The 19,550-nt window shown below is 68.4% G+C and carries 23 protein-coding genes, 1 tRNA gene and 2 pseudogenes; 9 read left to right on the forward strand and 17 right to left on the reverse strand.

Going from position 1 to position 19,550, the window contains the following annotated elements:
* Nucleotides 1–86 precede the first annotated feature (86 nt).
* The 6 genes and pseudogenes from BLP62_RS14050 to BLP62_RS06770 form a co-directional block, all read right to left on the reverse strand.
* Nucleotides 87–281: pseudogene (locus BLP62_RS14050) on the reverse strand (helix-turn-helix domain-containing protein); the annotation flags it as partial.
* 245 nt (nt 282–526) lie between these two features.
* Nucleotides 527–1,396 carry an NAD(P)-dependent oxidoreductase gene (locus BLP62_RS06750; RefSeq protein ID WP_093007119.1) on the reverse strand — a complete coding sequence of 290 codons (870 nt, stop codon included), beginning with the start codon at nt 1,394–1,396 and terminating at the stop codon, nt 527–529.
* Nucleotides 1,397–1,405: 9 nt separating this feature from the next.
* Complete coding sequence (locus BLP62_RS06755) at nt 1,406–1,765, reverse strand: DUF3054 domain-containing protein (protein WP_093007121.1); 360 nt, start codon at nt 1,763–1,765, stop codon at nt 1,406–1,408.
* Nucleotides 1,762–2,733, reverse strand: a complete 972-nt coding sequence (lipA, locus tag BLP62_RS06760) for a lipoyl synthase (protein WP_093007123.1) — start codon at nt 2,731–2,733, stop codon at nt 1,762–1,764. The genes BLP62_RS06755 and lipA overlap by 4 nt, the downstream gene beginning before the upstream one ends.
* A complete protein-coding gene (lipB, locus tag BLP62_RS06765; protein WP_093007125.1) occupies nt 2,717–3,376 on the reverse strand; it encodes a lipoyl(octanoyl) transferase LipB in 660 nt (219 codons plus the stop codon). The genes lipA and lipB overlap by 17 nt, the downstream gene beginning before the upstream one ends.
* 55 nt (nt 3,377–3,431) lie before the next feature.
* Nucleotides 3,432–4,259: an SDR family NAD(P)-dependent oxidoreductase gene (locus tag BLP62_RS06770; RefSeq protein WP_093007127.1), complete on the reverse strand. Its 828-nt coding sequence runs from the start codon at nt 4,257–4,259 to the stop codon at nt 3,432–3,434.
* Nucleotides 4,260–4,326: 67 nt separating this feature from the next.
* Between BLP62_RS06770 and BLP62_RS06775 the strand changes: the two genes are divergently transcribed.
* Entirely contained in the window at nt 4,327–5,655 is a 1,329-nt protein-coding gene (locus BLP62_RS06775) for an alpha-hydroxy-acid oxidizing protein (RefSeq protein ID WP_093007157.1), read from the forward strand.
* Here the strand turns inward: BLP62_RS06775 and rplI are convergent.
* The 8 genes from rplI to BLP62_RS06815 all read right to left on the reverse strand — a co-directional run bounded on the left by rplI (nt 5,630) and on the right by BLP62_RS06815 (nt 10,502).
* Nucleotides 5,630–6,073: a 50S ribosomal protein L9 gene (gene rplI, locus BLP62_RS06780; protein ID WP_093007129.1), complete on the reverse strand. Its 444-nt coding sequence runs from the start codon at nt 6,071–6,073 to the stop codon at nt 5,630–5,632. The two genes, BLP62_RS06775 and rplI, sit on opposite strands and share 26 nt — an antisense overlap.
* A gap of 10 nt (nt 6,074–6,083) precedes the next feature.
* Nucleotides 6,084–6,350 carry a 30S ribosomal protein S18 gene (gene rpsR, locus BLP62_RS06785; RefSeq protein ID WP_093007131.1) on the reverse strand — a complete coding sequence of 89 codons (267 nt, stop codon included), beginning with the start codon at nt 6,348–6,350 and terminating at the stop codon, nt 6,084–6,086.
* A complete protein-coding gene (locus BLP62_RS06790; RefSeq protein WP_093007133.1) occupies nt 6,347–7,147 on the reverse strand; it encodes a single-stranded DNA-binding protein in 801 nt (266 codons plus the stop codon). The genes rpsR and BLP62_RS06790 overlap by 4 nt, the downstream gene beginning before the upstream one ends.
* A gap of 9 nt (nt 7,148–7,156) precedes the next feature.
* Entirely contained in the window at nt 7,157–7,462 is a 306-nt protein-coding gene (gene rpsF / locus BLP62_RS06795) for a 30S ribosomal protein S6 (protein WP_093007159.1), read from the reverse strand.
* Between the two features lie 97 nt (nt 7,463–7,559).
* A tRNA-Asn gene (locus BLP62_RS06800) sits at nt 7,560–7,635 on the reverse strand.
* 85 nt (nt 7,636–7,720) lie between these two features.
* Nucleotides 7,721–9,073, reverse strand: a complete 1,353-nt coding sequence (locus tag BLP62_RS06805; RefSeq protein WP_093007135.1) for an NAD(P)(+) transhydrogenase (Re/Si-specific) subunit beta — start codon at nt 9,071–9,073, stop codon at nt 7,721–7,723.
* Nucleotides 9,073–9,375 (reverse strand): proton-translocating transhydrogenase family protein, encoded by a 303-nt coding sequence (locus BLP62_RS06810; RefSeq protein WP_008630585.1) that lies wholly within the window; start codon nt 9,373–9,375, stop codon nt 9,073–9,075. Before BLP62_RS06810 ends, BLP62_RS06805 begins: the two co-directional genes overlap by 1 nt.
* Nucleotides 9,375–10,502 (reverse strand): NAD(P) transhydrogenase subunit alpha, encoded by a 1,128-nt coding sequence (locus tag BLP62_RS06815; protein WP_093007137.1) that lies wholly within the window; start codon nt 10,500–10,502, stop codon nt 9,375–9,377. The genes BLP62_RS06810 and BLP62_RS06815 overlap by 1 nt, the downstream gene beginning before the upstream one ends.
* Nucleotides 10,503–10,607: 105 nt before the next feature.
* On the opposite strand from BLP62_RS06815, the gene BLP62_RS06820 reads away from it, so the two are divergent.
* Genes BLP62_RS06820 through BLP62_RS06830 form a run of 3 tightly spaced genes read left to right on the forward strand, consistent with a single transcriptional unit; the run spans nt 10,608 to nt 13,445 of the window.
* Nucleotides 10,608–11,495, forward strand: a complete 888-nt coding sequence (locus BLP62_RS06820; RefSeq protein WP_093007139.1) for a DMT family transporter — start codon at nt 10,608–10,610, stop codon at nt 11,493–11,495.
* Nucleotides 11,492–12,304, forward strand: a complete 813-nt coding sequence (locus BLP62_RS06825; RefSeq protein ID WP_093007141.1) for an EamA family transporter — start codon at nt 11,492–11,494, stop codon at nt 12,302–12,304. Before BLP62_RS06820 ends, BLP62_RS06825 begins: the two co-directional genes overlap by 4 nt.
* 1 nt (nt 12,305) lies before the next feature.
* Nucleotides 12,306–13,445 (forward strand): MFS transporter, encoded by a 1,140-nt coding sequence (locus tag BLP62_RS06830; protein ID WP_093007143.1) that lies wholly within the window; start codon nt 12,306–12,308, stop codon nt 13,443–13,445.
* On the opposite strand, the gene BLP62_RS06835 is transcribed toward BLP62_RS06830, so the two are convergent.
* Nucleotides 13,427–14,488 carry a Fic family protein gene (locus tag BLP62_RS06835; RefSeq protein ID WP_241374160.1) on the reverse strand — a complete coding sequence of 354 codons (1,062 nt, stop codon included), beginning with the start codon at nt 14,486–14,488 and terminating at the stop codon, nt 13,427–13,429. The genes BLP62_RS06830 and BLP62_RS06835 overlap by 19 nt on opposite strands.
* A 119-nt stretch (nt 14,489–14,607) precedes the next feature.
* On the opposite strand from BLP62_RS06835, the gene BLP62_RS06840 reads away from it, so the two are divergent.
* Complete coding sequence (locus tag BLP62_RS06840; RefSeq protein WP_093007147.1) at nt 14,608–16,092, forward strand: YifB family Mg chelatase-like AAA ATPase; 1,485 nt, start codon at nt 14,608–14,610, stop codon at nt 16,090–16,092.
* Here BLP62_RS06840 and BLP62_RS06845 read toward each other — a convergent pair.
* Nucleotides 16,089–16,463 (reverse strand): methylglyoxal synthase, encoded by a 375-nt coding sequence (locus tag BLP62_RS06845; protein WP_093007161.1) that lies wholly within the window; start codon nt 16,461–16,463, stop codon nt 16,089–16,091. The two genes, BLP62_RS06840 and BLP62_RS06845, sit on opposite strands and share 4 nt — an antisense overlap.
* 22 nt (nt 16,464–16,485) lie before the next feature.
* Here BLP62_RS06845 and BLP62_RS06850 point away from each other — a divergent pair, with 22 nt between their 5' ends.
* The 4 genes and pseudogenes from BLP62_RS06850 to BLP62_RS06865 all read left to right on the forward strand — a co-directional run.
* Nucleotides 16,486–17,517, forward strand: coding sequence for a M42 family metallopeptidase (locus BLP62_RS06850; RefSeq protein WP_093007149.1), 1,032 nt, complete (start codon nt 16,486–16,488; stop codon nt 17,515–17,517).
* 2 nt (nt 17,518–17,519) lie between these two features.
* A complete protein-coding gene (locus BLP62_RS06855) occupies nt 17,520–17,840 on the forward strand; it encodes a nucleotide pyrophosphohydrolase (RefSeq protein ID WP_093007151.1) in 321 nt (106 codons plus the stop codon).
* Nucleotides 17,837–18,421, forward strand: a complete 585-nt coding sequence (locus BLP62_RS06860; protein ID WP_093007153.1) for an MBL fold metallo-hydrolase — start codon at nt 17,837–17,839, stop codon at nt 18,419–18,421. Before BLP62_RS06855 ends, BLP62_RS06860 begins: the two co-directional genes overlap by 4 nt.
* A gap of 68 nt (nt 18,422–18,489) precedes the next feature.
* Nucleotides 18,490–18,651, forward strand: a pseudogene (locus BLP62_RS06865) (YbfB/YjiJ family MFS transporter); the annotation flags it as partial.
* On the opposite strand, the gene BLP62_RS06870 reads toward BLP62_RS06865, so the two are convergent.
* A partial coding sequence (locus BLP62_RS06870) for an IS200/IS605 family accessory protein TnpB-related protein (protein ID WP_143004344.1) occupies nt 18,650–19,550 on the reverse strand: 901 nt, incomplete at its 5' end. The pseudogene BLP62_RS06865 and the gene BLP62_RS06870 sit on opposite strands and share 2 nt — an antisense overlap.

A 19,550-nucleotide genomic window follows, 5' to 3' on the forward strand; every position in this document is an offset into this window, starting at 1 on the left:
AGCGGCTCACCCGACCGCCCTCGGGTTTGTTCAATCAGTTGAACCGTAACGCCCTCATCGCCTATAGGGCGGGCTTGGACCAACTCACCAAAGGGCACCCCCAGGGCCTGGGCCAAGGCCCAAAGGGTGGCCAAGGTGGGGTTGGCGCGTCCCGCTTCCAAGGCGTGAAGAAGCGATTTCGCCACCCCAGCTTTGGCCGCCAAGCCAGACAGGGTCAGCCCCTTGGCCTGACGCAACCGGCGGAGGTTTTGCCCCACTTCGTAGAACAGATCGTTCTTCATACAGAACACTTTAGGGGGACGTCCCCCAAAGGTCAACCCTTTCCCTTCCCCCTGGGAAAAGGGGCCCCTAAGGGGCCCCCAATCTGGTTTCCCGGCGAATCTAAGGCGGGGTATAGGGCCGACCCAGCGGTCCGGAGGAGAGAACTTGGGGTCTTTTCCCCGTCCAGCGATTTAACCTAAAGGGCGGAAGCTCCGGATGGAGATTTCCGGTGGCGGCGGGATAAACGAAACGGGGAAAAAGGGCCTCAGCGGATCTCCGCCCCGCCCCAGCGCTCCAAAAGCCTCAGGGCCTCCACGTGGTCCGCATCCGGGCCCAACTCCCGCTTGGCCATCTCGTAGACCTCCCGGGCGAGGCGGAGGAGGGGGCTTGGGGCCTTCTCCCCGTCCAGAACCCCCATGGCGATCCCCAGGTCCTTCACCAATAGCCCCAGGGCGAAGGTCTTGGGGAAGGCCCGGGTGAGGACCCTTTGGGGAATGAGGTTCTCCGTGGCGTTGGAGCGGCCCGAGGAGGCGTTGATGACCTCGAGGGCCTTCTCCGCGGAAACCCCCTGCTTCACCAGGGCCAAAAGCCCCTCCCCCGCCGCCCAGAGGTTCACGGCGAGGAGGGCGTTGTTGATGGCCTTCACCGCGTGCCCCGCCCCCACGGGGCCCACGTGGACCACCTTCTTGGCGTAGGCCAGGTAGGGCCTGACCCGCTCCACCGCCTCCTCCGGCCCCCCCAGCATCACCGTGAGGGTCCCCGCCTCGGCCCCCGAGGTGCCCCCGGAGACGGGGGCGTCCAGGTAGGTGACCCCCTTTTCCGCTAGCCTCTCCGCCAGCCTGCGGCTCGCCTCCGGCTCCCCGCTCGTGGCGTCCACCCAGTAGGTGCCCTCCCTGAGGTGGGGCAGGAGGGCCTCGGCCACCTCGGCCACCTCCTTGGTGGTGGGCAGGCAGGTGAAGACCACCCGGGCCTCGGCCACCCTCTCCAGGGGCACGGCCTCGGAGCCGAACTCCTCTTGGTGCCTAAGGGCCTTGGCGAAGGTGCGGTTCCAGACCAGGGTGGGGAAGCGCCGCGCCAGGTGCCCCGCCATGGGGTAGCCCATGGCCCCAAGACCGAGGAAGGCCACCTTTTCCATGGCTTCTTTTTACCAAAGGCGAAGCCCCTTGGCGAGACCCCTTAGGAGAAGGAGAAAAAGGAGGCTAAACCCCATGGCCACGCCCAAGAAGACGAAGAACCCCACCCCAAAGCCTTCCCCGAGGACCATCTGCCGAAGCCATAACCCCGCGGGGAAGGCCAAAGCCCAGGTGAGGAGGAGGTTTTTCCAGGTGGGGCGGCGGTAGGTGCCGAGGAAGGGGGCAAGGAGAAGCCAGACGAAGAGGACGGGGAGGACGTTCCGGGCGAGGCCCCCCAAGGAGAGGGGAAGCCCGTGGGAAAGGAGGCCCACCCCGGCGAAGAGGAGGAGGGCGAGGAGGTCCAGGAGGAAAAGGGCCGTCTTTCGGCTCATCTTTGGGTGGCCTCCAGGAAGACCCGGTCCGCCCGGTAGGAGCTCCGCACCAAGGGCCCGGCGAAAACCTCCTTAAAGCCCAGCTCGTACCCCCAGGCCTCGTACTTCTTGAAGTCCTCGGGGGGCACGTAGCGCACCACGGGGAGGTGGGCGGGGGTGGGCCTCAGGTACTGGCCCAGGGTGAGGATGTCCACCCCCGCGGCCCTGAGGTCCCGCATGGCATCGAGGATCTCCTCCTCCGTCTCCCCGAGGCCCAGCATGAGGCTAGACTTGGTGAGGATGTCGGGCCGGACCTTCTTGGCGTGGGCAAGAACCCTTAGGGTCTGCTCGTACCCCGCCCGGGGGTCGCGGACCTTGGGGGTGAGGCGGCGCACCGTCTCCAGGTTCTGGGCGTAGACCTCGGGGTTCGCGGCGAGGACCGTCTCCACGGCCTTCAGGTCCCCCTGGAAGTCGGGGGTGAGGGCCTCCACCAAGACCCCGGGGGCCCTCTCCTTGATGGCCCTTATGGTGGCGGCGAAGTGGGAGGCGCCGCCATCCGGAAGGTCATCCCGGTCCACGCTGGTCAAGACCACGTACCGCACCCCCATGCGGGCGATGGCCTCGGCCACCCTCCTCGGCTCCTCCGGGTCCACGAGGCCCTTGGGGTTCCCGGTGTGGACGGCGCAGAACTTGCAGGCCCGGGTGCAGATGTCCCCTAGGAGCATCACCGTCAGGGTCCCGTGGGTCCAGCACTCCCCGATGTTGGGGCAGAGGGCCTCCTGGCAGACGGTGTGGAGCCTAAGCTCCCGCACCATGGCCTTCAGGGCCTGGTACCTGGGCCCGGTGGGCAAAGGGGCCTTGATCCAGGCGGGCTTGTTCCGGTCCACGGGCTCGGGCCGGGCCTGGGCCAGGCCCCGCTTCACCACCTTGAGTTCCACCACCTCCCCCGTGGGGGAGAGGAGCTCCACCGTCTCAAACTTGGGCTTCATGAGCGTTCCTTTCCACGGGCTTTAGGCCGAAGACCTCGGCGAAGGCCGCCACCACCCTGGCCTTGGCCTCCTCCATGGGAACCTTCCGGCCCAAAAGCTTCTCCAAGGAGGTGACCCCCTTTCCCTTGAGGCCGCAAGGGACGATGACGGTGAAGTCGTTGAGGTCGGTGTTCACGTTCAGGGCGAAGCCGTGGAAGCTTACCCCCTCCTTCACCGCCACGCCGATGGCGCAGAGCTTGTCCTCCCCCACCCAGACCCCGGCGTAGCCCGGGGTGGGGTAGGCGGGGATCCCGTAGCCCGCGGCCACCTTTACGATGGCCTCCTCAATCTGCCTTAGGAAGCGGCGCACCTCCCGGCCCACGGGGAAGATGGGGTAGCCCACCAGCTGCCCGGGGCCGTGGTAGGTCACGTCCCCACCCCGCTCCACCCAGTAGAGCTCAAACCCGTTCTCCCGGTACCAGCTCTCGGGGAAGAGGAGGTTCTCCCCCGTGGCCTTCCGGCCTAAGGTGATGACCCTGGGGTGCTCCAGGAGGAGGAGGGTGGGGGGGCGGTTTCCCGCCACCACCTCCCGGTGCACCCGCTTCTGGTAGGCCCAGGCCTCCCCGTAAGGCACCAGGCCGAGGTCCTCCACCAGGAACTCCACGCCCTAAGGATACGCCGCCCAGGCCCCCGTGTCCAAAGGCCGGGGCACAAAGCCTCTAGGCGCCGAGGAAGCGGGCCACGAGCCGGTCCCGTAAGGAAGCAGGAAGGAGCCTGAGGAGGAGGGTTTCCCGGGCCCGGGCCGGGTGGGCCACCAGGTAGCGGGCCCTGGGGTTTGGGCTTTCCAGGGCCTTTAGGACGGCCTCCGCCACCCTCTCCGGGGGAAGGCCCCTCTTGGCGCTCCTTTCCGCCACGCGCCGCGCCACCTCCAGGTAGCGGCCGTACACCCCCTCGGTCCCGGGGGGCGGGGGTTCCAGGTAGCCCTCGGCCCGCCGCAAGGAGCGCTCCCAGATGGGGGTGGCCACGGAGCCGGGCTCTATGAGGACCACCCTGACCCCGAAGGGAAGGAGCTCCACCCTGAGGGCATCCGCCAGGGCCTCGAGGGCGAACTTGCTCGCGGCGTAGGGCCCCATGAGGGGAAGGGCCACCAGGCCGGAGACGGAGCCCATGAGGACCACCCGGCCCCGGGAGGCCCTGAGGAGGGGGAGAAAGGCCTTCACCGTGGCGAAGGCCCCGAGGACGTTCACCTCCAAGGCCTCCCGGAAGGCGGAAAGGGGAACGAGCTCCAGGGGCCCCGCCACGGCGATGCCGGCGTTCACCACCAGGCCAAAAAGGCCCTCCCCCTCCAGGCGCTCCCTGGCCCGGAGGAGGTCCTCCTCCCGGGTCACGTCCAGAAGGAGGGGCACCACCCCCTCCTGGGCCAAGCGCGCCGCGTCCTCCTCCCGGCGCACGCCCCCGTAGACCCGGTACCCCTTGGCCGTGAGGAACCGGGCCGTGGCCAGGCCGATGCCGCTCCCCGCCCCCGTGACCAGGACCGCCCTCCCCATTTGGACCCAGTTTACCTCCCTCCCCAAGGGGTGGTACAATCCCGGCCAAACCCCTTGGGAGGTGCGGATGATCGGGCGAAGGGTGCAACAGCGGATCTACCTGGAAGGCCTCATGGGCAGGCGCCCTCCCCTCCCCGTGCGCCCGGACGCCCTCGAGGTGGAAGCCCAAAAGCGCATGTCCCCGGAGGCCTTCGCCTACGTGGCGGGCGGGGCGGGCCTGGAGTGGACCATGGAGGCGAACCGGGAGGCCTTCCGCCGCCTCGCCCTCCTTCCCCGGATGCTCCGGGGGGCCAAGCCGCCCGGCCTCGGTGTGGAACTTTGGGGGCGCCAGTGGGCCGCGCCCCTCTTCCTCTGCCCCATCGGGGTTTTGGAGCTCGCCCACCCCGAGGCCGAGCTCGCCGCCGTCCGGGCCGCCGCCAAGAGGGGCCTCCCCTTCATGGTCTCCAACCAGGCCTCCCACCCCCTGGAACGGGTGGTGGAGGCGGCCAAGGCGGTCAACCCCGAGGCCCCCGTCTTCTTCCAGCTCTACCACTCCACGGACCCCAAGGCGGTGGCGAGCTTCCTCCGCCGGGCGGAAAAGGCGGGGTGCGCCGGGGTGGTGCTCACCGTGGACACGGTCCAGCTGGGGTGGCGGCCCCGGGACCTGGACCTCGGCCACCTCCCCTTCCTCAAAGGGCAGGGCCTCGCCGTCTACCTCACGGACCCCGCCTTTTTGGGGGGCCTGGACGAGCCCCTGGAGGGCCCCGCTCTTCGCCCCAAGCCCACCCTCGCCCTCTTGAGGAACCTCCTCGCCCTGAGGCGGACGGGGAAGCGCTATGGGCTAAGCCTCGCCCAGATGCAGAAGGCGGTGCGCCGCTTTGTGGCCACCTACTCCTACCCGGAGCTCTCCTGGGAGGAGGTACGGCGGGTGCGGGAAAGCACCGCCCTGCCCCTCCTCCTCAAGGGGCTCCTCCACCCCGAGGACGCCCTGCGGGCCGTGGAACTCGGCGTGGACGGGGTCTACGTCTCCAACCACGGGGGAAGGCAGGTGGACGGAAGCCTCGCCGCCCTCCACGCGCTTCCCCAGGTGGTCCGGGCGGTGGAGGGCCGGGTGCCCGTCCTCCTGGACAGCGGCGTCCGCACCGGGGCCGACGCCGTCAAGGCCCTGGCCCTGGGCGCCCGGGCGGTGGGCCTCGGCCGCCCCTACGTCTACGCCCTGGCCCTGGGCGGGGAGGAAGGGGTGGGGGCGTTTTTGGACCACTTCCTGGCGGAGCTGGAGCTCACCCTGGCCCTCTCGGGGGTGGGAAGCCTGGAGGAGCTCGGCCCCCACCTCCTCACCAAGGAAAACCCCCCGCCCGGGGAGGGCGGGGAGCGGCCTGCCGGGCTCGGGTTTACTGGGCCACCACGCTCACCTTGAGCTGGATGGGCACCTCGGGGTGGGGCTTGTAGGGCACCACGTACTCCCCAAGCTCCTTGATGGGCTTGGAAAGCTGCAGGCGCTTGGGGTCAATGGTGATGCCGTGCTGGCGGGCCAAGGCCTCGGCGATGTCCTTGGCGGTGACGGAGCCGTAGATCTTGGTCTCCCCCGCCCGCACCGGGATGGTGAGGGTGAGGTTCTCCAGGATCTCCTTAAGCCTTTCCGCCTCGGCCTTCCTCTCCGCCAGGCGCTTGGCCTGGGCGCGGATCTTGGCCTCGAGGGCCTTCAGGTTGCTCTCCGTGGCCAAGACGGCGAGGCCCCGGGGCAGGAGGTAGTTCCTGGCGTAGCCCGGCTTCACGTCCACCACCTGGCCCACGTCGCCCAGGTTCTCCAGGGGTTCTAAGAGGATGACCTTCACCGCTTACCCCCTACTTCCGCACCAGCTTCTCCGTGAAGGGCAGGAGCCCGAGGATCCTCGCCCGCTTGATGGTCTTGGCCAGGATCCTCTGCTCCTTGGCGGAAAGCCCCGTGCGGCGGCGGGGAAGGATCTTCCCCGTCTCCGAGAGGAACCGCCTGAGCACCTCCACGTTCCGGTAGTCCCTAAGGTCAAACTCCCCCAGGGTGGCCTTCACCTTGGCCTTCCTGGAGGGGCGCTTTTGCGCCTCCTTCTTGGGTTTAGCGTCCTTCCCGTTCAAAACGGCAAATCCTCCTCCGGCGGGAAATCTTCCAGTCCTTCGTCTATGTCCACCCCACCCGTCTGGACAGGTTGGGGCCTGCTTCCGCCGGCTTGGGCAGGCCCACGGGTGGGCCGCTCCAGCCTGAGGGCCTCCACGCGGGTCTGGAAGCGCCGCTCTCCGCTGGAGCTGGTCCAGGAGTCGTTCACCAAACGGCCGATGACCAAAAGCCCGTCGCCCTTCCTGAGCTCCCCGGCCCACTCGGCCAGCTCGCGCCAGGCCTGAACCTCTATGAAGTGGGTCCGCTCCTCCTCTCCCCCCTGGCCCCGGCGGCGCTCGTTCACCGCCAGCCCCAGGCGCACCACCGCCGTCCCTTGCGGGGTGTAGCGGAGGTCGGGGTCGCGGGTGAGGTTGCCCATGAGGAACACCTGGTTGAGGGCCCGGCGGAGCCTGGGCTGGCCCCGGGCGTCCTCCACGGTCTCGCGGTGGCGGGCCTCCAGGGGGTCAATGAACTCTCCCCGCACCTGGAGCTCGCTCCGCTTCTCCCCTTCCCGCTCCCACTGGCGGTACTCCAGGCGGCCCTCCACGAAGATGGGCTGGCCCTTCTCCAGGACATCCCCCCACATCTCCGCCTGACGGCCCAGGAGGCGCACCCGGTGGTACCAGGGGATCTCCTTCTCCTGGCCCGCCTCGTCCAGAAGGACGTCCTGGCCTGCGAGGTTGAGGTCCAAGACGGCCAGGCCCGTCTGGGTGTAGCGCATGTCCGGGCGGGCGGTGAGGGTGCCGATGAGGAAGACTTGGTTCAGGCCTCTTGCCATGGGCTCAGTTTACGCCTTGGAGAGGAAGGGCTCGGCGGTCTTGACCACCATCACCCGGCGCACGTTGTCGCGGATGCGGAGCTCCCGGGCCAGGTCGTTCACCCGGTCCTCGGGCATCTCCACCTGGTACCAGAGGAAGTAGCCCTGGGAGTCCTTGGCGATGGGGTAGGCCAGGCGGCGCATCCCCCACTCCTCCACCTTCTCCACCCTGGCCCCGTGGGCCTCGAGGGCCTTGGCGATGATCTCCTTCTCCAAGGCGAGCTGGCTCTGGTCCAGGTTGGGGTTCAGAATGACGTTCACCTCGTACTTGCGCATCTCCACCTCCCTTCCGGGCCCGGCAGGCCGCACGAAGGTTGATTATAGCCCCTTTTCCCCGCCGATAAAAGACCCAGGGGGCCCTAAGGCCCCCATCTGGCTCCGCGGGCAGGACTCGAACCTGCGACCAACCGGTTAACAGCCGGCCGCTCTACCAGCTGAGCTACCGCGGACCGACCGCAGAGAGCACTATACCAAGAGGCCCCCTAAGCGTCAAGAAGCCCCGGGGGCTTCCCCCGGGGCCAAGGGGGCTTTCCCTCAAAGCTTCTTCAGGGCCTGGATGAGCTCGGTGAGGACCTTCTGCGCGTCCCCGTAGAGCATGCGGGTGTTGTCGGCGTAGAAGAGCTCGTTCTCCACCCCGGCGAAGCCCTTCCCCTGCCCCCGCTTGACCACGATGACGTTCTTGGCCTTGTCCACGTCCAGGATGGGCATGCCGTAAAGGGGGCTTCCCGGGCGGCGGGCGGCGGGGTTCACCACGTCGTTGGCCCCGATGACCACGGCCACGTCCACCGTGGGGAACTCGGGGTTGATCTCCTCCAGGTCCTTGAGCTTGTCGTAGTCCACCCCGGCCTCGGCCAGGAGGACGTTCATGTGCCCGGGCATCCGCCCGGCCACGGGGTGGATGGCGAACTTCACCTCCACCCCGCGGGACTCCAGGAGGTCCGCAAGCTCCTTCAGCTTGTGCTGGGCCTGGGAGAGGGCCATGCCGTAACCGGGGACGAAGACCACCTTGTTCGCGTAGGCCAGCATCACGGCGGCGTCCTCCACGTCAATGGGCTTGAGGCTTCCCTTGACCTCGCCCGCCTCCTGCTCCACGCCGAAGCCCCCCACCAGGACGCTCCACACGGAGCGGTTCATGGCCCGCGCCATGAGCACGGTGAGGAGGGTGCCCGCCGCCCCCACCAGGGTGCCCGCCACCATGAGGGCTGGGTTCCCCACGGCGAAGCCCTCAAAGCCCACGGCCATCCCCGTGAAGGCGTTGTAGAAGGAGATGGCCACGGGCATGTCCCCGCCCCCGATGGGAAGCGTCATGAAAACCCCAAAGGCCAAGGCGAGGAGGAAGAAGAGGACGATGCTCGCCGTGGCGTCGTTCCAGAGGAGGGAAAGCCCGATCACCACCGTCAGGGCCAAGACCAGGGCGTTCACCACCTTCTGCCCCGGGAAGAGGATGGGGCGGCTCTTCATGATCCCCTGGAGCTTGGCGAAGGCGATGAGGCTTCCCGTGAAGGCCACGCTCCCGATGAGGCCGCCCAGGATGGCCAAGGCCATGAGCCCCTGGTTCTCAAAGGCCCCCTTGAGGAGCTCCACGAAGGCGATGGTGGCGGCGGCCCCACCCCCCATGCCGTTGTAGATGGCCACCATCTGGGGCATGTCCGTCATGGCCACCTTCACCGCCGCCCACCAGGCCACCGCCGAGCCCAGGAGGAGGGCGAGGAGCATAAGGCCGAAGTTCCCCATCCCCGGCCAGAAGAAGGTGGCGAGCACGGCGAGGACCATGCCCCAGCCCGCCCAGACGATGCCGCTTTTGGCGGTGGTGGGGTGGGCCATGCGCTTCAGGCCCACGATGAAGAGGATGGCCACCACGAAGTAGGCCGCCTGGATGAGGTCCATCACTGACCACCCCCCTTGCCGGGTTTCTTCTCAAACATCTCCAGCATGCGCACCGTGACCGCGTACCCCCCGGCGGCGTTGGCCGCCCCAAGGATGACCCCCAGGAAGCCGATGAGTTTTTCCAAGCCGGTCTCCGCGTGGCCCAGGACCACCATGGCCCCCACCACCACCACCCCGTGGATGAAGTTGGACCCCGACATCAAGGGGGTGTGGAGGATCACCGGCACCCGGGTGATGAGCTCGTAGCCCAAAAAGGCCGTGAGCACGAAGATGTAAAGCGCCGACCAGAAACCGAACTCCATCACGCACCTCCTAGAAGGGCCTTGGTGGGCCCGTGGAGCACCTCGCCCTCCTTCATGAGGAGGGCCCCTTGGAGGATCTCGTCCTCCCACTTGGGGGCGAACTCCCCCTTTTCTATGAGCAGGCCGGAGAGGTTCAGGAGGTTTTTGGCGTACATCTCCGAAGCGTGCACGGAGAGCTCGCTCGGCAGGTTCAAGGGGCCAAAGACCCGCACCCCCCGCACCTCCACCACCTCCCCCGGCTTGGTGAGGACGCAGTTGCCGCCACTCTCGGCGGCCAGGTCCACCACCACGGTCCCGGGCTTCAGGCGCTCCACCATGTCCTCGGTGAGGAGGATGGGGGCCCGCCGGCCCGGGACCTGGGCGGTGGTGATGATGGCGTCCATCCCCGCCACGTGGTCCCGGAGGGCCTCGTGCTGGATGCGCTTCTCCTCCTCGGTGAGCTCCCGGGCGTAGCCCCCTTCCCCTTCGGCGCTGATGGGGAGCTCAATGGGCTTCGCCCCCAGGGAGAGGGCCTGCTCCAGGGCGGCCTTGCGCACGTCGTAGGCGAAGACCTGGGCCCCCAGGCGCTTGGCGGTGGCGATGGCCATGAGCCCCGCCACCCCCACCCCCATGACCATCACCTTGGCCGGGCGGATGGTGCCCGCCGCCGTGGTGAGCATGGGGAAGAAGCGGGGGGAAAGCCTCGCCGCGTGGACCGCCGCCAGGTACCCCGCCACCGTGGCCTGGCTGGAGAGGGCGTCCATGCTCTGGGCCCGGGTGATGCGGGGAATGAGCTCCATGGCGATCACCGTGGCCTTTTTAGCCACCAGGGCCTTCACCAGGTCCAGGTTCTTGTGGGGCTGGACGAAGCCCACCACGATGGCCCCGGGCTCCAGGGCCCCGATGAGGTCCTCCGGGGGGGGCTGGACGGTGAAGAGGAGGTGGGCGCCCTTTAGGAGCTCTCCTCGTTCCACCACCTCGGCCCCGGCCTCCTGGTAGAGGGCGTCGGGGTAGTAGGCCCCCTCCCCCGCCCCCCGTTCCACCCGCACCCTGGCCCCTTGCTTCACCAGGCGGGCCACCACCTCGGGCACCAGGGCCACCCTGCGCTCGCCCGGTGCCCTCTCCTTGGGAACGGCGATGGTCACCATAGGACCTCCTTCCGCGCCAGTATACCAACCCGGGTATGGGCATTTGCCCCGGCGCTTGCGGCTGACCCACTGGTCAAGGACCCCCGCTTGTGAAACAATGCCGCCATGCGGCCCTCCGGCCTCCAGATCGCCGCGGTTTTGGTGGTGGGGATCCTGGCCATCAGCTTTGGCTCCATCCTGGTGCGCCTGGCCCTTTCCGCCTCGGGGGAGAAGGGCCTCGCCTTCAGCCTGGTGATGAGCGCGGGGCGGATGGGGCTTGCGGCCCTCCTCCTGGCCCCGGGCTGGAGGAGGGGCTTGGGAAGCCGGGCCGGGCTTCCCTGGGCGGTGGGGGCCGGGGTCTTCCTCGCCCTCCACTTCGCCTTCTGGATCACCTCCCTTTCCTACACCTCCGTGGCCGCGAGCACCGCCTTGGTCACCACGAACCCCGTGTGGGTCACCCTTTTTGGCTGGCTTCTTTTCAAGGAAAAGCCCTCGGGAACCACGCTCCTCGGGGTGGCCGTGGCCCTTTTGGGGGGCCTTCTCATCGGGCTTGGGGACGCGGAAGAGGGAGGGGGAACCAACCCCCTTCTGGGGGACCTCCTGGCGGTCTTAGGGGCGGTGGCGGCCTCCTTCTACTTCCTCCTGGGACGAGAGGCCCAGCGCAGGGAGCTTTCCACCCTGGAGTACGTGCGGGTGGCCTACACGGCGGCCGCCTTCCTCCTCCTACCCCTGCCCTACCTCTTCGGCGGGGGGTACGGGGGGTATCCCCTCGAGGTCTATGCCTACCTCCTCCTCATGGCCCTTCTGCCCCAGCTCGTGGGCCACACCAGCTTCAACTGGGCCACCCGGCACATCCCCCCGGTCCTCGTCACCCTGGCCATCCTCTTTGAGCCCGTGGGGGCGAGCCTCCTCGCCTACCTCCTCTTCGGGGAGCTCCCCGGAAGCCAGGTCCTCCTTGGGGCCCTGATCCTCCTTCTGGGCGTGGGCCTGGCCGTGGTGGGGGGTAGGCGGTGATCCCCGTGGCCCTGGCCGCCCTGCTTTGGGGGCTTGGGGGAGCCCTGGCCGGGCGGTTCATGCGGGAGATCCCTCCGGAAGCGCTCATCCCTTTGCGCTTTCTCCTGAGTTTCCTCCTGCTCCTTCCCCTCGTCCTCCGCCGTCCCCCCCGGCCCGAGGAACGACCCCGCCTCCTCCGGGTGGGGCTTGCCCTCTCCGGGGCCCAGGCCTTTTACTACCTGGCCATCCACACCACCACGGTGGCCACGGGCATCTTCCTCCAGTACTTGGCCCCAGCCCTCCTCACCCTCTACGCCCTCCTCCGGGGGGAAAAGCTACCCCTTAGGGCCCTTCTGGGGGTGGCCTTGGCCCTCCTTGGGGCCTACGTCCTGGTGGTGGGGGGAAAGGGCCTTTCGGGAAGCCCCCTGGGGGTGGCCTTCGGCCTCCTTTCCGCCCTCTCCTTCGCCCTCTACGCCGCCTTCTCCCACGGCCTTAAAACCCCGCCCCTGGTGAGCCTCGGGGTGGCCACGGGGGTGGGAAGCCTCCTCTCCCTGCCCTTCCTCCTTTACAACCTGGAAAAGGCCCTGGCCCTCACCCCGGGGCAGTGGGGCGCGGTGGCCTATCTGGTGGTCTTCGGCACGGTGGTGCCCTTTGGCCTCTTCCTCCTGGGGGTGCGGACCCTTCCCGCCCGCACCGCCACCCTGGTGGCCATGCTGGAACCCCTGAGCGGGGCCCTCTTCGCCTGGCCCTTGGCGGGAGAGCCCTTGAGGCCAGAGGCTTTCCTTGGAGGCGCTATGATTCTTTTGGGGGTGGGGCTCAACCGGAGGTAGCATGGCGGCACGGGTTTTCTTCCTCTTCACCCTGGGCTATTTCCTCTCCTACTTCTACCGCTCGGCGAACGCGGTCCTCGCCAAGGACCTCTCCCAGGAGCTGGGCCTGGGGCCGGCTGAGCTCGGCTTCATGACGAGCCTCTTCTACCTGGCCTTCGCCGCGGTGCAGCTCCCCTTGGGAAGCCTCCTGGACCGCCTTGGCCCCAGGCGGGTCACCCCGGCCCTCCTCCTGGTGGCCGCCCTGGGGAGCGGGGTCTTCGCCCTGGCACCCAACTTCGCCGTCTTGGCCCTGGGGCGCGCCCTCATCGGGGTGGGGATGGCCGCGGCCCTCATGGGCTCCCTGAAGGCCTTTAGCCTTTGGTTCCCTAAAAACTACGCCACGGTCTCCACCCTCCTCGTGGGCCTCGGGGCCACGGGGGGGCTCCTGGCGGCCACGCCCCTCGCCCTCCTGAAGGAGGCCCTGGGCTGGCGGGGGGTCTTCCTCCTGGGGGCTTTGGTGGTGGTCCTGGTGGCCCTGGCCCTCTACCTGGGGGTGCGGAACGCCCCGCCCGGGGTGGCCTGGCCCAAAGGGGAAGACCAGGGAGGGCTCGGGCAGGTCTTCCGCAACGGGAGGCTCATACGGGTCGCCTTCTTGGCCTTCGCCTTCGCCGGGAGTTTCCTCGCCCTCCAGACCCTCTGGGCCGGGGCCTACGCCTACCACCTGGGCCTCGAGGCCCTGGCGGTGGGCAACCTCCTCTTCCTCTACTCGGGGGGAGCGGTTTTGGGCTTTCTCGTTTCCGGCTACCTGGCGGACCGGCTGGGCACGGCCCGGGTCCTCCTCGCTTCGGCCCTCCTCTTCGCTCTGGGCCTCCTTCTCCTCCTCCTCAAGGCCCTCGTTCCCGCTTACCTCCTCCTCGGCTTCTTCGGGGCCTTCAACATCCTCACCCTCACCCAGGCCCGGGAGCTGGTCCCTTCCCACCTGGTGGGCCGGGGCACCACCTTGGTGAACCTCTTCGGCATCGGGGGCACCTTCCTCCTGCAGTGGGGCCTCGGGGTGGTGGTGGGGGCCTTGGGGTACCCCTGGGCCTTTGGCGGGCTCCTTGGCCTCCTCCTCCTGGCCCTCGGCCTTTACCTGCCCCTGCTTCACAAATCCTCTGGGTGAAAGAGAAGCCGCTGGAGGTCTTTCACCCTCTCGGGCCACTCGGGCCTTGGGGGTGGCAGCTTGGGGGGGAGGAGGGGAGGCCGCTCCCGGGTCCCCAGGAAAAGCCAGGGGTGGGAAAGGAGGCTTCGCTTACCGCCGGGGCGGTAAACCACAAGCCTCCCCCTTTGCTGCCAGACGTAGAGGATCTGCCGATCCACCCCCAGGGACCGCGCCACCTCATCCAGGGGAAGAAGGTCGGCAAAACGCAGGAGGGCCAAGGCGATGACCTTGTCCAGACGGGCCAAGAGGGCTTCGCCCAAAAGGAGGGCCAAGGGCCGCCACTCCCCCTGGTCCAGGGCCTCCACCAGGGCGTTGGGTTCGGGTGGAGGAAAGCCATGGTGCAACCCCCGGTCCGCCTGCTCCAAGGCAAGGTAATAGCGCCTGCGGTCCTCCTCCTCTAGGCCCTTGACCACCAGGGGGGGAAGACCGGAGCGTATGGCCACGTAGTTGAGAAGAATCCTCCCCACGCGGCCGTTGCCGTCCCGGTAGGGGTGGATGGCCTCAAAGAGGGTGTGGACCTTGGCCAGGGCTTCCAGAACCTCGCCCCTTTTCAGGAGGAGGGGAACCGCTCGGACAAAGGCCCTGAGGTACTCCCCGGCTTCCAGAGGGGGCCTCACCTTGGCCCCTTGGATTCGGCGCTCCACCCCATCGGCGGGCCTGCCCCGCTCCGCCTCTTGGGGGGTTTCGCGGAAAAGCTGGCCGTGGATGTTGTTCACGAAGGCCACGTCCAGATGCCAAGCCTCCTCTTGGAGGTCCTGCAAAGCTTGCTCGTAGACAAACTGGGCCGTGCGAAAGTAGTTGAGGACCTCCGCCGCCCCCTTGCGTCCCCTAAGCACCTCCCGTAGCTCCCGCTCCGTGGTGAAGTAGCCCTCTATGGCCAAGGAGTTGCGGGTGTCCTCCTGAAGCATGTAGAGCCACTCCTCGTTGGCCACTTGGATCAAGCGGAGGTCCATTCCCCCAAGGCGGCGGAGGAGGGCCGAGCGCTCCTCCAGGGCGCGGCGCATTTTGTTATACGCCACATGAGGCTCGTGCGCCATCTGGCCCCATGATAAGGCCGTTTTCGCCCCTGCTCACTAAACCCCTATTTTGGGCGGAACTAACAGCGCCGTGATAAACTCTCTCCATGCTGGCCCAGGTGCGAAGCTACGCCCTCTTCGGTCTGGACGCGGTTCCCGTCACCGTGGAGGTGGACGTTAGCCCCGGGCTTCCCAGCTACGCCCTGGTGGGCCTGCCCGACAAGGCGGTGGAGGAAAGCCGGGAGAGGGTGCGGGCCGCCCTGAAGAACGCGGGCTTCCCCTACCCCCAGGCCCGGGTGGTGGTGAACCTGGCCCCGGCGGAGCTCAAGAAGGAAGGGAGCCAGTTTGACCTGCCCATCGCCCTGGGCCTCCTGGCCGCGCAAGGGGTGGTGCCCCTCGAGGCCCTCTCCCCCTTCGCCCTCGCCGGGGAGCTCGGCCTGGACGGGAGCCTGAGGCCCATCCCGGGAGCGGTGAACCTGGCCCTGGGGGCCCTGGCCGAGGGGAAAAAGCTCCTCCTCCCCCTGGAAAGCGCCAAAGAGGCGGCCTTGGTGGAGGGGGTGGAGGTGTACGGGGTGGGGCACCTGGAGGAGGCGGTGGCCTTCTTCGAGGGGGAAGCCCCCCTGGAAAGGGCCCGTCCCGAGGACCCCTTGGAGGCCTTGGAGGTCCTGGACCTCCGGGACGTGAAGGGCCAGGCCAAGGCCAAGCGGGCCCTGGAGATCGCCGCCACGGGCTACCACCACCTCCTCATGGTGGGAAGCCCGGGCTCGGGCAAGACCATGCTGGCGAGGCGGCTTCCCTTCCTCCTCCCGCCCCTCTCTCGGGAAGCCGCCCTGGAGGTGACCCGGATCCACTCCGCGGCGGGCCAGCCCGTGCGGGGCCTCCTCAAGACCCCGCCCTTCCGCGCCCCGCACCACACGGTGAGCTACGCCGGGCTCATCGGGGGCGGGGCCATCCCCAAGCCGGGAGAGGTCTCCTTGGCCCACCGAGGGGTGCTCTTTCTGGACGAGTTTCCGGAGTTCTCCCGGGAGGCCCTCGAGGCCCTCCGCCAGCCCCTGGAGGACGGGGTGGTGACCATCGCCCGGGCCCGGGCGAGCCTCACCTTCCCCGCCCGCTTCCTCCTGGTGGCGGCCATGAACCCCTGCCCCTGCGGCTGGTACGGGGACCCGGAAAGGCCCTGCGCCTGCAGTCCCGCAAGCCGCCAGCGCTACGTGGGCAAGATCTCCGGGCCCCTCCTGGACCGGTTTGACCTGGTGGTGGAGGTGCCCCGCCTCACGCCCCAAGAGCTCGCCCACGCCCCGGAAGGGGAGGGCACGGAGGCGGTGCGGGAAAGGGTCTTGAGGGCCCGGGAGAGGATGCTAAAGCGCCAGGGCCGCCCCAACGGGGAGCTTTCCGGAAAGGCCCTAAGGGAACACGTCCGCCTCACCCCGGGGGCCGAGGCCCTCCTCTTGGCGGCGGCCAAGAAGATGCTCCTCTCCGCCCGCTCCTTTGACCGCCTCCTCCGTGTGGCCCGCACCGTGGCCGACCTCCAGGGTGCGGAGAGGGTGGAGGAGGCCCACGTGGCCGAGGCCCTGGCCTACCGCAAGGCCCTTTAGGAGAGGCTCCTGAGCCAGGGGACCAGGGCCTCGGCCCCTTGGGGGTTGGTCACCAGGGGCACCCCGTGCACGTTGCAGACCCGCATCAGGGCCTGGACGTCGGGCTCGTGGGGCTTGGGGGTGAGGGGGTCTTGGAAGAAGATCACCGCCAGCACCCGGCCCTCGGCCACCCTGGCCCCGATCTGCTGGTCCCCCCCCAAGGGCCCCGAGAGCACCCGCTCCACGGGAAGCCCCGTGGCCTCGGCGATGCGCTTCCCCGTGGTGCCCGTGGCGAGGAGGGGAAAGCGGGCAAGAAGCTCCCGGTGCCTTTGGCAGAAGGCCACCATCTCCTCCTTCTTGGCGTCGTGGGCGATGAGGGCCAGAAACCTCATGGGGGCATTGTAAGCTTGGGGCATGGACTACGCGCCCAACCTGGACTTCCTGGAAAGGCTCCTCCTCGCCGTGGGGCCCTCGGGCTTTGAGGAGGAGGCGGCCCAGGCCTTCTTGGAGGAGGCCCGCACCTTCGCCGAGGCCGAGCGGGACCGGCACGGCAACGTCTACGCCCGCATCCACCCCGGGGGGAGGCCCAAGGTCCTCCTCCTGGGGCACCTGGACGAGATCGGGGTCATCGTGAGCCACGTGGAGGAAAAGGGCTTCCTGCGCCTGAAGCCCCTCGGGGGCTGGGACCCCCAGGTGCTGGTGGGCCAGCGGCTGCGGTTTTTGGGCAAGCGGGGGCACGTGCTGGGGGTGGTGGGGCGGAAGGCCATCCACGTGCTGAAGGAGGAGGAAAGGAGGAAGGCGGTGGAGCTTTCCGAGCTTTTCGCCGACATCGGGGCGAGGAGCCGGGAGGAGGCCCTGGAGCACCTCGAGGTGGGGGCGGTGGGGGTCTTGGACCAGGCCCCCCAGTGGCTCCTGGGGGAGAGGCTGGTGTCCAAGGCCCTGGACAACCGCCTGGGGGCCTTCGTGGTCCTCGAGGCCCTGCGCCTCCTGAAGGGGAAGACCCCCGCCGAGGTGGTGGCGGTGGGCACCGTGCAGGAGGAGATCGGGGCCTACGGGGCCAGGACCGCCGCCTTCCGGGAGAACCCGGACCTGGCGGTGGTGGTGGACGTGCACCACGACAGCGCCACCCCGGGCATGGAGAAGGCCCAGGTGGGGGAGGCGGAGCTTGGCCGGGGGGTGGTCCTGGACATCGGCCCCTTCGTGGACAAGGAGGTCTTCCGGGCCCTGAGGCGGGCGGCGGAGCGGGAGGGCCTCCCCTACGTCCTCCACGCCCACGGCCGCTGGTCGGGCACCGACGCCGACGAGGTGGCCAAGGTGCGGGAGGGCATCCCCACGGGGATCGTCTCCATCCCCCTGCGCTACATGCACTCCCCGGTGGAGATGGTGGACCTGGGGGACGTGGAGCGGGCCGTGCGCCTCCTCGCCGCCTTCGTGGAGGGGGTGTAGTCGTGGCCCTCACCTTCAAGGAGGCCCAAGAGCGGGTGGACGCCTGGATTTCCTCCTTCCAGGAGGGCTACTTCCCTCCCCTCCTCATGCTCGCCCGCCTCACGGAGGAGCTCGGGGAGGTGGCCCGGGTCCTGGCCCACCGCCACGGCAAGAAGCCGAAGCCCGGGGAGGAGGAGGGGGACCTGGCCATGGAGCTCGCCGACCTCCTCTTCGTCCTCATCTCCCTGGCCAACCGGGAGGGGATTGACCTGGAGGAGGCCTTCCTCAAGGCCATGGAGAAGTACCGCTTGCGGGATAGCGGGCGCTGGACCAGGAAAGGATGAGGCCCGTTCCGGTCCTCCACGTGGGCTACCGCTCCACCAACTACTGGCTGGTGGGCCACGGGGAAAACCGCCTTCTTGTGGACCTAGGCTGGCCCGGGACCCTAGGGGCCTTGCGGGTAGCCCTGCGCCGGGCCGGGGTCTCTCTGGAAGCCGTTCGCTACGGCATGGCCACGCACTACCATGTTGACCACGCAGGCCTGGCCCAGGAGCTCAAGAAATTTGGCATGACCCTCCTGGTCATGGAAACCCAAGTAGAAGCCATACCCTTAATGAAGCGCTTTACCAAACCCTGGGACCGCTACCGAGAAATCCGCGCGGAAGGAAACCAGGTCCTGGGCTTTGGGGAAAGCCGGGCCTTCCTGGAGGCCTTGGGCATTCCCGGGGAAATCCTCCCCACCCCCGGGCACACGGAGCACTGCGTGAGCCTTCTTCTGGACGATGGCCGGGCCTTTACCGGGGACCTGCCCCCAGAAGAGGCCGCCTGGGATAACCCCGTTGCGCTTCAAAGCTGGAGCCTCCTACGCGCCCGGGGAGCAAGGTGGGTGTACCCCGGGCACGGCCCCGTTAGGCCTTTAGAATAGGCCCATGGAAAAGGTCCTCCTCGAGGCCCCGAAGGCGGCCCAGGGCGTAGGGCGGTGGAGGCTTCCCCATGGGCGCTAGGGGGCTTCTTTTAGCCCTGGGCCCGGCTGCAGCCTTGGGCCTCGGCCGCTTCGCCTACGCCCTGGTTCTTCCCCTCATGCAAACCGCCTGGGGGCTTTCCTACGCGGAGGCGGGCCTCTTGGGGAGCGCCAACACCCTAGGCTACCTGGTCAACCAAAGTGCACATTAGCGCACCCCGGCCCTCCACCAGGAGGAGGACCTAAGCTTCCTTTCCACCCCTCCCACGCTCCCCGGTGAAGGAGGGCCTTCAACGGGGAGAGGTCACGCGGCACCGCGTTCCTGAGGAGGGGAAGGAAAGTGCCTACCCTCAGGACCCTCCAGGCGTTCCCTCCAGGACGGTTCCTTCCCTCGGTAAACCCGTCCTGGCCACCTAGCGAGCCCTGAAGGCTTGAAAGCAAGGCCAAGTGGCGCTTCGCCCTCCCGATCTCCCGGGAAAGCCTGCGCCTCAGGTAAGGGTTGCGCTCCTGCGCTTTTTTGGCCCGGAGTTCCTGCACCTTGGAGGCGTAGAAGCCCTGGACGTGACCCCTGAAGCGTTCGTCCCGGAGAAGCCTCTCGTACCCCCTGGGAAGCTTCTCCCTGAACCCCAAGGCCCTCCTCCCGATGACGTAAGCGGCGGCCACGTCCTTGGAGAGGGAAAGCTGGGGGGCGTACTTCAGCATCCCGATGGTGGAGGTGTCCTGCGGGTTGACCTCCACAACCTGGATGCCCTTCCTCCTGGCTAGGGAGTGGACCTTTCTGAGCAGAGAGGCGTAAGCGAAGCGGTGCTGCTTCCCGCGGAAAGCCCTCCCCGAGCCGTCACCCCTCCTGGACTTCCTGAGGTGCTTTAGGCGCTCGGTGGCGATGACCACTCCGTGTTCCTCCGCCAGGGAGATGACCTGGTGGGCGATCTTCCAAAGAACGAGTTCCTTGGCTCCCTTGTTCTTCGCCCGATCCACTTCCTCAAGGGAGAGGGTGAGGTGGCGCCTCAGGTTCCCGTCAGGGGCGACGAGGGCCAAGGCCAGGTGGTAGGGGTCCGAGTTCACGTCCAGGGCGAGGACCCCGTTCTCCTTC

Origin of the sequence: Thermus arciformis (genome assembly GCF_900102145.1) — a bacterium.
GTDB classification, from domain to species: Bacteria; Deinococcota; Deinococci; order Deinococcales; family Thermaceae; genus Thermus; species Thermus arciformis.